The organism is Brevundimonas sp. (genome assembly GCF_046293315.1).
Classification (GTDB): Bacteria; Pseudomonadota; Alphaproteobacteria; order Caulobacterales; family Caulobacteraceae; genus Brevundimonas.
In genome coordinates this window covers 108,742-121,845 of sequence record NZ_JBKBPF010000004.1, presented here as the reverse complement: position 1 = coordinate 121,845, position 13,104 = coordinate 108,742, and the positions used below count along the sequence as shown (strand labels likewise).

Genomic DNA, 13,104 nt, shown 5'->3' with positions numbered 1-13,104 from the left:
AGTGTTGACACGGACGCCCATGACCCGACGCGGACTACTTATGCCAGCCCTGGCCGGCCTCATGGCCGGATGCTCGCCGCTGGGCGCCCTCAACGCCCTGGGCCCCCGGGACAGCGGCGCGGGCCGGGTGGCCAGGGGCCTGGCCTACGGGTCCGAAGACCGCCAGCGCTTCGACCTGTTCGCCCCCGCCGACAGGACGGACCTGCCGGTGGTGGTGTTCTTCTACGGCGGCGGCTGGGATTCCGGATCGAGAGACGTCTACGGCTGGGCGGCGCAGGCGCTGGCCGCGCGGGGCTTTCTGGTGGCCCTGCCCGATTACCGCCTGTCGCCGGACGTGCACTTCCCGGCCTTCATCGAGGACGCGGCCCTCGCAACCGCGGCTGTGGCGGATATGGCCGCCCGGCACGGCGGCGACCCGGCGCGGCTGGCCGTCAGCGGGCACTCGGCGGGCGCACACCTGGCCATGATGATCACCCTGGATCGCCGCTACATGGCTGCGGTTGAGCGACCGGACCTGATCCGGGCGGCGGCGGGTCTGGCGGGACCCTACGACTTCCTGCCCTTCGACGTGGCGTCCAGCCGCAACGCCTTCGGACGCGCACCGGACCCGACGCTGACCCAGCCGGTCACCTTCGCCCGGGCCGACGCCCCGCCCGTCTGGCTGGGGCACGGAGTCGAGGACACGACGGTGCACGCCGAGGACTCCGAGATTCTGCACGCGCGTCTTTCTGAACTGGGAGCGCCGTCCACCCTGCGCCTCTATGAGGGGCTGAACCACGCCGACCTGATCGCGACCTTCTCGCCCCTGTTCCGACGCAAGGCTTCGGTGCTGGATGACATGGCCGCGTTCCTCAACGGGGCTCTGACCTGATCGACAGGCGCGGCGCCCCAAGCCTCGTCGAGCCGCCGGCACACGCTGAGTCTCGCCATCGTCACGCTTGCCCGCTAGACTGCGTCATGACCGAGACCATGACCATCGAGGCGGCGCTGGACCGCCTGCAAGACCTCTACTCCAGCTCCGTCGGCAATCTGCGCGAGGCCGTCAAACATTTCCTCGACACCGGCGCCCTACCTGATCCCGACGCCCGCGCGGAGGGTTTGTTCGCCTATCCAGAGCTGAAGGTAAGCTGGCGCGGCGAGCGCCCCGGCGATCTGGAGCCCCGGGCCTTCGCCCGCCTGTCGCGATCCGGCGATTACGCCGCGACCATCACCCGGCCGGACCTGTTTCGCTCCTACATCCGCGAGCAGCTTGAGCTGCTTGAGGCGGACTACGGCGCCACCTTCGAGGTGACGCCGTCCCGTCAGGAGATCCCGTTCCCCTATGTGATGGACGGCTCGGGCGTAACACTCGACCGCAGCATGACCTCAGCCATCGCGCGGTACTTCCCCACCACCGAGCTGGCCCACATCGGCGACGAGATCGCCGACGGTCTGTTCGACCCGGCCTCGGGCGCCTTTCCGCTGTCCCACTTCGACGGGCTGAGGACCGACTTCTCCCTGGCCCGGCTGAGGCACTACACCGGGACGCCGGTGGACGATGTGCAGTCCTTCATCCTGTTCACCAACTATCACCGCTACGTGGACGAGTTTGTGCGCTGGGCCTGCGCCCAGCTGGCCGACCCGGACAGCCCCTACGACGCCCTGTCCTGCGCCGGCGGCGTGGTGGTGACCCGCGACAACCCGGATGCCGACGCGGCCCTGTCGGACGGCGCCTGGCGTCGTCACCAGATGCCGGCCTGGCACCTGACCGCGCCCGGCTGGCGCGGGGTGACCCTGGTCAACATCGGGGTGGGGCCATCCAACGCCAAGACCATCACCGACCACCTGGCCGTGACCCGGCCCCACGCCTGGCTGATGATCGGCCACTGCGGCGGGCTGCGCGCCAGCCAGGCGATCGGCGACTATGTGCTGGCCCACGCCTATCTGCGCGACGACCACGTGCTCGACGCGGTGCTGCCGCCGGACATCCCCATCCCCTCCATCGCCGAGGTCCAGCGCGCCCTGTACGACGCCACCAAGTCGGTCTCGGGCATGCCGGGCGAGCAGGTGAAGCGGCGGCTGCGCACCGGCACGGTGGTCACCACCGACGACCGCAACTGGGAGCTGCGCTATTCGCGCTCCGCCCTGCGCTTCAACCAGAGCCGCGCCGTGGCCATCGACATGGAGAGCGCCACCATCGCCGCACAGGGCTATCGCTTCCGGGTGCCCTACGGCACCCTGCTGTGCGTGTCCGACAAGCCCCTCCACGGTGAGATCAAGCTGCCGGGCCAGGCCAACCGCTTCTATGAGGGCTCCATCTCCGAGCATCTGCAGATCGGCATCGAGGCGGTGGCCCTGCTGCGCCAGGAAGGCGTCAGCCTGCACTCGCGCAAGCTGCGCGCCTTCGACGAGCCGCCGTTCAGGTAAGCGCCCTATCGCTCGCCGCGCGGCGGCTCGCCATTATGCTGGCCCTATGCTCGCGACGCGGTCGCTCGCGGCTTGAGGGCGCTGGCTGATCTATATCTGGTTCGACGCGCGCTCGCCCCCGCGCTCAAGTAGCGAGCGATAGCGCACAAATATGCGCTCAAGTAGCGAGCGACCGCGTCGCGAGCGGTAGCGCACTTAAGAGATAAAGCCCGAAGCCGAAGACCCGGAAGCCTTCGCTTTCGAACAGCGCCTTCTGCATGTCGGCGCGGGCGATCAGACGCGGGGCCTCCGGCGCTTCCGGGTTGGCGACGGCCCAGGCGCGGACCGAGGCGTCCATGGTGTCGATGTACGTGCGCCATTCCTCATCGGTGCTGTGCCGGACATGGACGACGCGCCACCCGGCCTGTTCGGCGGCCGTGCGCCAGCCCGCGTCGGTCTGGTAGCTGTTGGTGAGTTCGATGATCTGGCGCAGGCGCGCGCTGGGCTCGGCCTTCCAGAACGGCTCGCCCCAGAGCAGGTGTCCGCCGGGCGCCACGGCGTCTTTCAGCCGCGCGAACACCGCCACGGGGTCACGCAGGCCCGGCGCCGCGGCGTCGGTGGCGCCCAGCACCGTGATCAGGTCCGGCAGCGGCGGATGGTCCAACACCTCGCTGGAGTCCTGAACCAACAGATCGACCCGCGCCCCCTGCCCGGCGGCGGCGATACGCCGGGCGGCGAGACCGGCCATGACGGGATCGCGCTCCACCGCCCGCACCCTGAGACCGAAATCGCACGCCAGGCCAATGGCGACGGTGGCGTTGCCGGCGCCCAGATCAAGCGCCAGGGCCCCAGGCGCCAGCTCCGCCGCCGCGACCGCGTCGCGCACCGCATCCCACGACACGGCGTTGCAGACGTCCAGCGCCTCATAGGCGATGTGATTGAAGCTCAGAGCCATGAGGCGGGCTTGCACGGAAGCCCGGGGCAAGGCCATGAGAAAGCACTTTACATATTAAAGTGAGATGATAGGATTTGGCCAACCAAGGGAGAGCCTCATGACCGACGACCAGAGCAAATCCATCCACGACGACATCGCCTACATGCGCGGCCTGGCCGATGAAGGGCGTCATGCGCCCCTGCTGAGCGGGCCCGTGATGGTGGCGGCGGGCGTGATCTTCGGCCTGGCCAGCCTGGGTCAGTGGGCCATCGTGACCGAGGTGCTGGCGGTCGATCCCATGGCCCAGCTCTGGCTGTGGCTCGCCGCCGGCGCCGCCTTCGCCCTGGCCCTGACCCTTCTGATCCGGCGCCAGCAGACAAAGCCGGGCTTCTACTCTCCCGGCAACAAGGCGGTGGGGGCCGCCTGGACGGCGGTTGGCTTCGGCATCTTCGCCATGTGGGTGGCCTTCATGGCCGTCGGATTCAGCTCCGGCGACTGGACGCTCATGCGCGCCATGCCGATCGTGGTGTTCGCCGCCTACGGCTCGGCCTGGATGGTGGCCGGCGCCATGTCGGGGGCCGGCTGGATGAAGAGCGTGGCCCTGCTCGCTTACAGCGGCTCGGTGCTGCTGGGCGTATTCGCCGACAGCACGTGGGGGTATCTGGTGTTCGCAGCACTGATGGTCGTCGTCGCCCTGATCCCCGGCCTGGCCCTGATGCGCCAGGAACCCTCGGACGTGGTCTGAGCCATGGCCGACGACTTCCAGATCGCCGACATCGACGAGGTCATTCACGGGCGGGTGCGCCTGGGGATCATGGCCTATCTATCCGGCGCGGACATGGCCGACTTCAACGAGCTCAAGACGCGGCTGCAGGTCACCGACGGCAATCTGTCGGTGCATCTGAGAAAGCTCGAGGACGCCGGCTTCGTGGAGGTGATCAAGAGCTTTCAGGGCCGCCGCCCCCTGACCCGCGCCCGCCTGACCGATCCCGGGCGCAAGGCCTTCGTGGAGTATCTGGACGCCATGGCCCGTCTGGTGGAGCAGCGTTAGGGCGCCTATAGACAGAGCATGACCTCCTCACGCCTTCATCGCTTCGACGCCGTCGAGAACTTCCGGGACTACGGCGACTACGCCACGGCCGCAGGGCGGCGCCTGCGCGGCGGGGCCCTGTTCCGGTCCGGCCACCACGCCCGGGCCTCGGAAGCCGACATCGCGCGGCTGGAGGCCCTCGGCGTCGCCACGGTGGTGGATCTTCGACGGGTGTCGGAACGCCGCGCCCAGCCGTCGAAACGGCCTGCCGGATTCTCGGGTCAGGTGATCGAATGGGAGCAGGTCGACGACGGCGAGGCCCCGCACATCACCTTCCTGAAGACCTCGCCCCTGACCGAGGAAGGCGGCCGGGCTTTCATGACGCAGACCTATCGGCGCCTGCCATTCGAGGCCGCCCACCTGGATCTGTTCAGCCGCTATTTCCGCGCCCTGGGCGACGGCGACGGCCCGGTGCTGATCCATTGCGCGGCGGGCAAGGACCGCACCGGCCTGCTGGCCGCACTGACTCATCATTTGCTCGGCGTCGGTCACGAGGAGATGATGGAGGACTATCTGCTGACCAACCACGCGGTTGACCTGGACGGCCGCGCCCCGGCGGTGGCGAAACAGCTGGAGACCTGGACCGGACGCCCCGCTTCCCACGCGGCGGTGGTCGCTTTCCTGGGGGTCGAGCCCGGCTATCTGGACGCGGCCATCAAGGCCATGGTCGAGGCCCACGGTTCCATCGACGCCTATCTGGACCAGGCGCTGGGCGTGGACGCAGCCTTGCGCGACCGCATCGGCGAGCGGCTGTCGGCCTGAGTCATGGCGGGTCTGTCGCTGGCCCTGATCGAGCGGGACTGGGTTGATCCGCTGCATGTGGCGGCGGGTCTCGACACCGTGGACGGCCGTCTGGTCCTGCTGTCCGATGGCGGGCCCGACGCGCGCTGGTCCTATGTGTCCGCCGAACCGGCGCAGGTGGAGCATTGGCTTCAAGGCGATCCGGACCCCTTCGCACATCTGGACACAATGCTGGGAGAACGGGCGGCGGCGACCGCCGACCTGCCGCCCTTCGCTGGCGGCGTCGTCGGGCTGGCGACCTATGACCTGACGGCGCCCCCCGCCGCGCTGGGCGGCGAGGGGCAGGACTGGCCCGCCCTGACCTTGGCGCGTCATGAGGCGCTGGTGGCGTTCGATCATCACCGGCGACGGGTGCTCGTGATCGGACGGGGATCGGACGACGGCGCGGCGCGGGTGGCGGCGGAGCGGGCGGCGGTATGGCTGGCGGCGGCGCGTGCGCCACGCCCGTCGCGCGCGCCCCTGACCGACGCCTTCACCCCCGAACGGCCGCCCGAGGCATACCGCGACGCCGTGGCCGATGTGGTCCGGCGCATCGCGGCGGGCGAGATTTTTCAGGCCAACATCGCCCGCGCCTGGGCGGGGATGCTCGCCGACGGCGCGGGGCCGTTCGATCTGTTTGTCCGGCTGGCCGCCGTCAGCCCCGCACCCTACGCGGCCTTCTGGGAACTGGGCGACCGTGTGCTCGTGTCCAACTCGCCGGAGTCTTTTGTCAGCGTGCGAGACGGCCGGATCACCGCCCGGCCCATCAAGGGCACCCGGCCGCGCGGCTCGACCCCGCAAGAGGATGCGGCCCTGAAGGCCGAACTGCTGGCCAGCGCCAAGGACCGGGCCGAGAACCTGATGATCGTGGACCTGATGCGCAACGACCTTTCACGGGTCTGCGCACCCGGCAGCGTCACGGCGCCGGAGCTGTTCCGCCTCGAGACCTTCGCCAATGTCCACCATCTGGTGTCTACGGTTCAGGGTCGGCTGGCCCCGGACATCGGCCCTGCCCGCGTGATGGCCGCGACCTTCCCCCCCGGCTCCATCACCGGCGCGCCCAAGCATCAGGCCATGCGGGTCATCGCCGGACACGAGGCTGCGCGCGGGCCGTGGTGCGGGAGCCTGTTCCTGGCGGGCTTCGACGGATCGCTGGAGGCTTCCGTCCTGATCCGCACAGTGGCGCTGCATCGCGCCAGCGGTCGTTGGCGGTTTCGCACCCTGGCCGGAGCGGGCATCGTGGCCGACAGCGAACCCGCTGCGGAGCTGGCCGAAACCGAGGCCAAGATCGCCGGAATTCGCACCGCCCTCACGGGTTCGTGAGCACCGCGTGGCGGCGCAGGATTTATGTTGGTCGAGCTCACCGGGGGGGTGTCGGGATCAATGGAGACCATCATGCGTGTCGCGATCATCACCGCCAGCTTTCTGACACTGGCCGCCTCAGCCTGCGCGCCGACGCCGGGCCTGGAAGGGGCCGAGGGCCAGACACGGCAGTGCTTTTTCTCCAGCCAGGTTCACTCGTTCAGCGGGCAGGATCGGGAGTCGATCATCGTCCATTCCGGCCGCGCCGCTTATGAGCTGACGGCGGTGGGCTTCTGTTCCGACATCGACTGGGCCCATCAGGTGGGCATCGATACCCTCGGCGGCTCGAGCCTGTGCGTGGGCGATCAGGCGGATTTGATCGTGAGGTCGGCGGGCGGGCGGCCTGATCGGTGCCGTGTCCGCGTCGCGCGGGCGCTGACCGAGGCGGAGGTCGAAGCCCTCTGACAGGGGCCCATCCCCGAACCGTGATCTTCAGGTCATGGCCGCGTCATCGAATCAGGTCTAGAGTCGGACCGTTCCGAGCGTGAAGGAGGGCGTGTCTTCAGTCCCGTCGCCTCGAACCTCTCCGTGATTCGCGCGGGAGGGGCCTGATGCAGGTCCTGTCCCGTCCGCCGTCGGGCTTTCCGGCCCTGGTGCTGAACGCCGACTTTCGGCCTTTGTCCTACTACCCCCTGTCCGTCTGGCCGTGGCAGGAGGTGGTCAAGGCGGTGTTCCAGGAGCGGGTGGACGTGGTTTCCACCTACGACAAGGTGGTCCGCAGCCCCTCGCTGGAGTTCCAATTGCCGAGCGTGGTCTCGCTGAAGAGCTATATCGACCAGGACCGCCAGCCCGCCTTCACCCGCTTCAACGTCTTCCTGCGGGACGGCTTCGCCTGCCAGTACTGCGGATCGGGCTCGGATCTGACCTTCGATCATGTGCTGCCGCGCTCGCAGGGCGGAACCACCAGCTGGGAGAACATCGTGGCTGCCTGCGCCCCCTGCAATCTCAGAAAGGGCGGCCGCACGCCGCGTCAGGCGGACATGCCGATCCGGCGCAATCCCTTCAGGCCCAATAGCTGGCAGCTGCAGGATCTGGGTCGGCGTTTTCCGCCCAACTATCTGCATCAGAGCTGGCTGGACTACCTCTACTGGGACATCGAGCTGGAGCCGTGACCTCTCTTGCATCGCGCGGGCCCGGCCCCGATGATGACGACATGTCGGAATTCCAGTCCCTCGCGGGCAAGCTTCTGGTGGCCATGCCGGGCATCGGCGATCCGCGCTTCGAGCACGCCGTGATCCTCATCTGCGCGCATCAGGCGGACCACGCCATGGGCCTGCGGCTGGATCGGCCGGCGCCCGGGGTCAGGCTCAGGACCATCCTGGAGAAGCTGGAGATGGAGGGGGTGGACCGGGCGCCCGACCAGGCCGTCCTTATGGGCGGGCCGGTGGATCGCGAGCGGGGCTTTGTGCTGCACACCAGTGACTGGACCGCGCCGGACGCCTCCCTGTCTGCGGGCGAGGGCCTGGCCATCACCGCCACCCGCGAGGCCCTGGTGGCCATGACCGACCCCGAGGGGCGGCCCGCCCGATCCGTGCTGGTTCTGGGCTACGCCGGGTGGGGCGAGGGCCAGCTGGAGGACGAACTGGCCGAAAATGTCTGGCTGACGGCCGAACCCAGCGAAGACCTGCTGTTCGACGCCGATCATGCGACGAAGTGGAGCCGCGCGCTGGCGGGCATCGGGGTCGATGCCGCCATGCTGTCGGCCCAGGGTGGTCGGGCCTGACCGGTCAGGCGGGCGTGTCTGACCCCATGCGCCCCAGTCGATGCGCGTGCCGGCCAGCCATCTTCAGGGCCCAGCCGGTGGGGGTCACCCGCGCCGCGACGGACATGAAGCGGTTGAAGGCGCCGGGGATCGACACGGGGCGATTGGCCTCGCAGGCCTCGTAACCGGCGCGAATGACGGGCTCGGCGTCCATCCACATCCAGCGGGGATAGGCCGTGCTGACCTCTTCGCGCGAGCCGTTGGCGTCGTGGAACTCGGTCAGGGTGTAGCCGGGGCACAGGACGGTGACGTGCACGCCGGTCCCCTTCAGTTCCAGATGCAGGCCCTGGGAGGCCTTGATCAGGAAGCTCTTGAGCGGGCCGTACAGGGTGTCGCCGCCGGTGGCGGGCAGGAATCCGGCCAGGGACGCAACGTTCAGGATGCGGCCGAAGCCCCGCTGCGCCATGACCGGCGCAACGCGGCGCGACAGGGCGACGGGGACCGTAGCCATCACCGCCAGCATCCCCGCGTGCTGACCGGGCGACAGGGTGAGGAAACCGCCGGTGAGGCTGTAGCCCGCATTGTTGATCAGGCCGTCCACGTGGCGGCCTTCAGCCTCGACGGCATCGACCAGACGGTCGGCGGCGCCGGGCTCCGCCAGATCCAGCGGGATGGTCAGGACATGGGCGCCGTGGCGGGCGCGCAGCTCCGCGGCGATGGCTTCCAGCCGGTCGGCACGTCGTGCGGTCAGGGCCAGATCCCACCCATGAGCCGCGTAAAGGCGCGCGAACCCCTCCCCGAGGCCTGCTGACGCCCCGGTTATCAGCATAAGGGGGCGCGGCGTGGGCGCCGTCACGCGGCGGGCAGCCGGATCGCCGACAGCGAAGCGGGATTGTCGGCGAGCAGGTCGGCGATGGTGATGCGCGACAGGGCGTGGGCCGCAGCGTCCTCGGCCGCCGTCAGGGCCTTGGCCACCTGTCGGGGGATATGCTGGCCCACCGGGCAGCCCTTGGCGCCGGCCGGCGGCGATCCCAGGTGGGCGCAGCCGTTCACGGCCTTCAGCACCTCGTCCAGGGTAATGGTTTCGGCCGGTCGGGTCAGCCAGGCCCCGCCATGGGCGCCCGGACGCGTAGCGATCAGCCCGGCCCGCGAGAGCATGGCCGTGACCCGCCGGATGACCACAGGGTTGGTTGGAATCGAGGCGGCCAGCACCGACGAGGGCGCTGCGGCGGTCGCGTCGAACGCCCCCTTGTGAGCCAGATAGGCCAGGGTGTGGGCGGCGACGGGAAATCTCTGGCTGTCTGACATGATCCGGCTCCAGCCTTGAGAGATAGGGCGCAAAGCCGGGTTTCACAAACCCGAGGGGTTGTGCAACGCAACAAATAATGGGCGCGCGCGATTGAACCCCTCATGGAAAGGGCGTAAAGCCCCGCCGCTTTGATGGCTGTCGCCGCCGCGACGCCGGAGGATCATTGAATGGCTGGGACTGTTCCCGGCGACGCTGGCGCCTCCCCCGCCGCCTCGCCCACGCCAGACGGCGCTTCCGAACATTCGACTCACGGGTCTGGCCATGGCCGGGGTCCGATGCTCGCCCTCACCGTGGGCGCCATCGGCGTGGTGTTCGGCGATATCGGCACCAGCCCGCTCTACGCCATGCGGGAATCCCTGGCCCGCACATCGGGCGCGCCCGAGATGGCGGTGCTGGGTGTGCTCTCCCTGATTTTCTGGGCCCTGATCCTGGTGGTGACGGTCAAATACGTCATCTTTCTGATGCGGGCCGACAACAAGGGCGAGGGTGGCACCCTGTCGCTGATGTCGCTGGCCCAGCGGGCGCTGGGTCGGCGTTCGACCCTGATCTTCTTTCTCGGTCTGTGCGGCGCGGCCCTGTTCTACGCCGACGGGGTCCTGACCCCGGCGGTGTCGGTGCTGTCGGCGGTTGAAGGCCTGCGCGAGGCGCCCGGCGTGGGCCGCCTGCTGACGCCCTTCGTCCTGCCCATCACGGCGGGTATCCTGATCGCCCTGTTCATGGTCCAGTCGCGCGGCACGGCCGGGCTGGCCAAGGCCTTCGGGCCCATCACCGCCGTCTGGTTCCTGATCCTGGCAGGTCTGGGGATCATGCACATCTTCGACGACGTCTCTATCCTCCGGGGGATTTCGCCCCACTACGGAATTCTGTTCCTGATCGACAACGGCTTCCTGGGATTCATTATCCTGGGGAGCGTGTTCCTGGCGGTGACCGGCGCCGAGGCGCTCTATACGGACATGGGCCACTTCGGAAAGGCGCCCATCCGCGCCGGCTGGCTGGTGTTCGTCCTGCCCTGCCTGATGCTGAACTATCTGGGCCAGGGAGCCCTGGCCCTGTCACAGCCCGCTGCGGTGGAGAACCTGTTCTGGATGATGGTGCCCCAGGCGGCCTACTGGCCGATCCTGATCATGGCGACCCTGGCCACCATCATCGCCAGCCAGGCGGTGATCACCGGCGCCTTCTCCATCACCCAGCAGGCGGTCCAGCTGGGCCTGCTGCCGCGCATGAACATCCGCCGCACCTCCGAGACCCAGGCCGGGCAGATCTTCGTGCCCTCGGTGAACATGATGATGCTGGCGGGCGTGCTGCTGCTGCTGGCCATGTTCCCCACCTCGTCCCAGCTGGCGGGCGCCTACGGGGTGGCGGTCACCGGGGCCATGTTCGTGGACAGCCTGCTGGCCTTCTTCATCGTGCGCTACATGTGGAAACGCAGCCTGCTGGTCAGCATCCTGGCCCTGACGCCGTTCCTGATCATCGACATCGCCTTCTTCGGCTCGAACCTTCTGAAGATCCCCGACGGCGCCTGGGCGCCCCTGGCCATCGGCGGCGCCATCGTCGTGGTCATGTGGACGTGGACGCGCGGCACCCGCCTGCTGACGGACAAGGCGCGCAAGGACAGCCTGCCCATGGCGGATCTGATCGAGATGCTGGGCGCTCGTCCGCCGCACCGGACGCCCGGCACGGCCATCTTCCTGACCTCGGACCCGGACGTGGCCCCGGTGGCCCTGATGCACAACCTCAAGCATAACAAGGTGCTGCACGAGAAGAACATCATCCTGACCGTGCGCACCCAGGATCGGCCGCGCGTGTCCAAGGACAAGCGGATCGAGATCGAGCTGATCAACGACGACTTCAAGCGCCTGACGATCCATTACGGCTTCATGGAAAGCCCCAATGTGCCCAAGGCGCTGGGACTGTGCCGCAAGCAGGGGCTGAAGTTCGACATCATGTCGACCAGCTTCTTCCTCGGCCGGCGCTCCGTGGCCCCGGCGCCGGGCAAGAACATGCCGCACTGGCAGGACAAGCTGTACGTGTTCCTGATGCGTAACGCCGCCAATCCCACGGACTTCTTCCATATTCCCGCCGGCCGCGTGGTCGAGATGGGCACGCAGGTGACGGTTTGAACGACACGAACGAGGCCGGGATCGAGGCCCGCATCGCCGCCGGCGTGCTGCTGAACGCGGCGCTGGAGCGGCGCGGCGGCATGGACGAGGCGCTGAATTTCCGCGAGCTGAAGGGCCTGTCACCCCAGGATCGCGCCTTCGCCCGCGCCGTGGCCATGGCGGCCCTGCGCCGCCTCGGCGAGATCGACGCCATCCTGGACCGCCGTCTGAAAAAGGGCCCGCCGCTGGCGGTGCGCACCATCCTGCGCGTGGCCCTGGCCCAGACCCTGGTGCTGAATACGCCGGATTTCGCCGCCGTGTCCTCGGCCGTGAAACTGGCGGAGCGGGACGTCAAGACCCGGCCCTACAAGGGTCTGGTCAATGCGGTGCTGCGCGGCATCGGCCGGGACGGGCCGGACAAGACCGCCGCCGAAGCCAATCTGCCCGACTGGATCGCCGCGCGCTGGCGGGCCGCCTATGGCGTCGACGCCCTGATCGCGTTGGCCGAAGCGGGACGGGTCGAGCCGGCCACGGACCTGAGCCTGAAGCCCGGCGCGGACGCTGCGGCCCTGGCCGGGGCGCTGGAGGGCGTGGTGCTGCCCGGAGGTTCGGTGCGCACCACCCGGCGCGGCGACATCGCCGAATGGCCGGGCTTCGCCGACGGAAGCTGGTGGATCCAGGACGCCGCCGCCGCCGTGCCGGCCCGCCTGCTGGACGTGAAGCCGGGCGAGAGCGCGCTGGACATGTGTGCGGCGCCGGGGGGCAAGACCCTGCAACTGGCCGCGGCGGGCGCCGGGGTCACGGCGCTGGACCGGTCGGAGTCCCGTCTGCGTCGTCTGAGCCAGAACCTGGAGCGCACCGGCCTGACCGCCGAGGCGATCGCGATCCCGGCCGAGGAGTGGGAGGACGCGCGGACCTTCGACGCCGTGCTGCTGGACACCCCCTGCACCGCCACCGGCACCTATAGGCGCAATCCCGAGGCTCTGCGCCGCACCCGGCCCGCCGACGTGGCCGATCTGGCGGATGTTCAGCACCGCTTGCTGGACGCCGCCGCCGCGCGGGTGAAGCCCGGCGGACGGCTGGTCTATTGCGTCTGTTCGCTGGAGCGTGAGGAGGGCGAGAGCCAGATCATCGCCTTCCTGCGCCGCCACGCCGATTTCCGCGTGGCTGCCGCCGACCCGGCGGCCGTGGGCGCGCCGGTCGAGGCTCTGGCGAAAGAGGGCTGGCTGCGCATCCTGCCGTCCATGTGGAACGAACACGGCGGCCTGGACGGCTTCTTCGCCGCCCGGCTGGAGCGGAAATAATTCTCCCTCTCCCGATGGGAGAGGGTTGCGCGCAGCGAGGTGCGAAGCAACTCGCTTCTTCGCGCGCAGGGTGAGGGTTCAGCGGTTACCTGTGGCGAGCCGACCCTCATCCCCCGCGCCAGAACGAAGCCGCTTCGCG

Annotated in this window: 14 protein-coding genes; 11 read left to right on the top strand and 3 right to left on the bottom strand. The window is 69.2% G+C overall.

The genetic code is table 11. The features are described 5' to 3' along the window. The first annotated feature begins 40 nt into the window (after positions 1-40). The gene (locus tag ACK4SE_RS04970) at positions 41-871 is read left to right on the top strand and encodes an alpha/beta hydrolase (RefSeq protein WP_409689375.1); all 831 of its coding nucleotides are present in this window, start codon (positions 41-43) and stop codon (positions 869-871) included. 86 nt (positions 872-957) lie between these two features. Beyond that, positions 958-2,406 (top strand): AMP nucleosidase, encoded by a 1,449-nt coding sequence (locus ACK4SE_RS04965; RefSeq protein WP_409689373.1) that lies wholly within the window; start codon positions 958-960, stop codon positions 2,404-2,406. Positions 2,407-2,563: 157 nt separating this feature from the next. On the opposite strand, the gene ACK4SE_RS04960 is transcribed toward ACK4SE_RS04965, so the two are convergent. Beyond that, positions 2,564-3,340, bottom strand: a complete 777-nt coding sequence (locus ACK4SE_RS04960; protein ID WP_409689371.1) for an SAM-dependent methyltransferase — start codon at positions 3,338-3,340, stop codon at positions 2,564-2,566. Positions 3,341-3,437: 97 nt separating this feature from the next. Between ACK4SE_RS04960 and ACK4SE_RS04955 the strand changes: the two genes are divergently transcribed. The 7 genes from ACK4SE_RS04955 (at position 3,438) to ACK4SE_RS04925 (ending at position 8,274) form a co-directional block, all read left to right on the top strand. Continuing rightward, positions 3,438-4,064, top strand: a complete 627-nt coding sequence (locus ACK4SE_RS04955; protein ID WP_409689370.1) for a hypothetical protein — start codon at positions 3,438-3,440, stop codon at positions 4,062-4,064. Between the two features lie 3 nt (positions 4,065-4,067). Continuing rightward, positions 4,068-4,370, top strand: coding sequence for a winged helix-turn-helix domain-containing protein (locus ACK4SE_RS04950; RefSeq protein WP_409689368.1), 303 nt, complete (start codon positions 4,068-4,070; stop codon positions 4,368-4,370). An 18-nt stretch (positions 4,371-4,388) separates the two neighbouring features. Beyond that, the gene (locus tag ACK4SE_RS04945) at positions 4,389-5,171 is read left to right on the top strand and encodes a tyrosine-protein phosphatase (protein WP_409689366.1); all 783 of its coding nucleotides are present in this window, start codon (positions 4,389-4,391) and stop codon (positions 5,169-5,171) included. 3 nt (positions 5,172-5,174) lie between these two features. Continuing rightward, on the top strand, positions 5,175-6,512 hold the full coding sequence (locus ACK4SE_RS04940; RefSeq protein WP_409689364.1) for an anthranilate synthase component I family protein: 1,338 nt from the start codon (positions 5,175-5,177) through the stop codon (positions 6,510-6,512). Positions 6,513-6,584: 72 nt separating this feature from the next. Continuing rightward, the gene (locus tag ACK4SE_RS04935) at positions 6,585-6,956 is read left to right on the top strand and encodes a DUF6491 family protein (protein ID WP_409689362.1); all 372 of its coding nucleotides are present in this window, start codon (positions 6,585-6,587) and stop codon (positions 6,954-6,956) included. Between the two features lie 146 nt (positions 6,957-7,102). After that, positions 7,103-7,663, top strand: a complete 561-nt coding sequence (locus ACK4SE_RS04930; protein ID WP_409689360.1) for an HNH endonuclease — start codon at positions 7,103-7,105, stop codon at positions 7,661-7,663. Between the two features lie 41 nt (positions 7,664-7,704). Beyond that, entirely contained in the window at positions 7,705-8,274 is a 570-nt protein-coding gene (locus tag ACK4SE_RS04925) for a YqgE/AlgH family protein (RefSeq protein ID WP_409689358.1), read from the top strand. Between the two features lie 4 nt (positions 8,275-8,278). Here the strand turns inward: ACK4SE_RS04925 and ACK4SE_RS04920 are convergent, their stop codons facing one another. Both ACK4SE_RS04920 and ACK4SE_RS04915 read right to left on the bottom strand, forming a co-directional pair. Beyond that, the gene (locus tag ACK4SE_RS04920; protein WP_409689356.1) at positions 8,279-9,082 is read right to left on the bottom strand and encodes an SDR family NAD(P)-dependent oxidoreductase; all 804 of its coding nucleotides are present in this window, start codon (positions 9,080-9,082) and stop codon (positions 8,279-8,281) included. 23 nt (positions 9,083-9,105) lie between these two features. After that, positions 9,106-9,561, bottom strand: a complete 456-nt coding sequence (locus ACK4SE_RS04915) for an Rrf2 family transcriptional regulator (RefSeq protein WP_409689354.1) — start codon at positions 9,559-9,561, stop codon at positions 9,106-9,108. A gap of 168 nt (positions 9,562-9,729) precedes the next feature. On the opposite strand from ACK4SE_RS04915, the gene ACK4SE_RS04910 reads away from it, so the two are divergent. Both ACK4SE_RS04910 and ACK4SE_RS04905 read left to right on the top strand, forming a co-directional pair. Beyond that, a complete protein-coding gene (locus ACK4SE_RS04910) occupies positions 9,730-11,682 on the top strand; it encodes a potassium transporter Kup (RefSeq protein ID WP_409689352.1) in 1,953 nt (650 codons plus the stop codon). Next, on the top strand, positions 11,679-12,965 hold the full coding sequence (locus ACK4SE_RS04905) for an RsmB/NOP family class I SAM-dependent RNA methyltransferase (RefSeq protein WP_409689350.1): 1,287 nt from the start codon (positions 11,679-11,681) through the stop codon (positions 12,963-12,965). The genes ACK4SE_RS04910 and ACK4SE_RS04905 overlap by 4 nt, the downstream gene beginning before the upstream one ends. Positions 12,966-13,104 lie beyond the last annotated feature (139 nt).

What these genes read in the sequence shown, in the direction of transcription:
- ACK4SE_RS04970 (WP_409689375.1), top strand. Translation starts at nt 41, where the DNA reads ATGCCAGCCCTGGCCGGCCTCATGGCCGGATGCTCGCCGCTGGGCGCC.
- ACK4SE_RS04965 (WP_409689373.1), top strand. Translation starts at nt 958, where the DNA reads ATGACCGAGACCATGACCATCGAGGCGGCGCTGGACCGCCTGCAAGAC.
- ACK4SE_RS04960 (WP_409689371.1), bottom strand. Translation starts at nt 3,340, where the DNA reads ATGGCTCTGAGCTTCAATCACATCGCCTATGAGGCGCTGGACGTCTGC.
- ACK4SE_RS04955 (WP_409689370.1), top strand. Translation starts at nt 3,438, where the DNA reads ATGACCGACGACCAGAGCAAATCCATCCACGACGACATCGCCTACATG.
- ACK4SE_RS04950 (WP_409689368.1), top strand. Translation starts at nt 4,068, where the DNA reads ATGGCCGACGACTTCCAGATCGCCGACATCGACGAGGTCATTCACGGG.
- ACK4SE_RS04945 (WP_409689366.1), top strand. Translation starts at nt 4,389, where the DNA reads ATGACCTCCTCACGCCTTCATCGCTTCGACGCCGTCGAGAACTTCCGG.
- ACK4SE_RS04940 (WP_409689364.1), top strand. Translation starts at nt 5,175, where the DNA reads ATGGCGGGTCTGTCGCTGGCCCTGATCGAGCGGGACTGGGTTGATCCG.
- ACK4SE_RS04935 (WP_409689362.1), top strand. Translation starts at nt 6,585, where the DNA reads ATGCGTGTCGCGATCATCACCGCCAGCTTTCTGACACTGGCCGCCTCA.
- ACK4SE_RS04930 (WP_409689360.1), top strand. Translation starts at nt 7,103, where the DNA reads ATGCAGGTCCTGTCCCGTCCGCCGTCGGGCTTTCCGGCCCTGGTGCTG.
- ACK4SE_RS04925 (WP_409689358.1), top strand. Translation starts at nt 7,705, where the DNA reads ATGTCGGAATTCCAGTCCCTCGCGGGCAAGCTTCTGGTGGCCATGCCG.
- ACK4SE_RS04920 (WP_409689356.1), bottom strand. Translation starts at nt 9,082, where the DNA reads ATGCTGATAACCGGGGCGTCAGCAGGCCTCGGGGAGGGGTTCGCGCGC.
- ACK4SE_RS04915 (WP_409689354.1), bottom strand. Translation starts at nt 9,561, where the DNA reads ATGTCAGACAGCCAGAGATTTCCCGTCGCCGCCCACACCCTGGCCTAT.
- ACK4SE_RS04910 (WP_409689352.1), top strand. Translation starts at nt 9,730, where the DNA reads ATGGCTGGGACTGTTCCCGGCGACGCTGGCGCCTCCCCCGCCGCCTCG.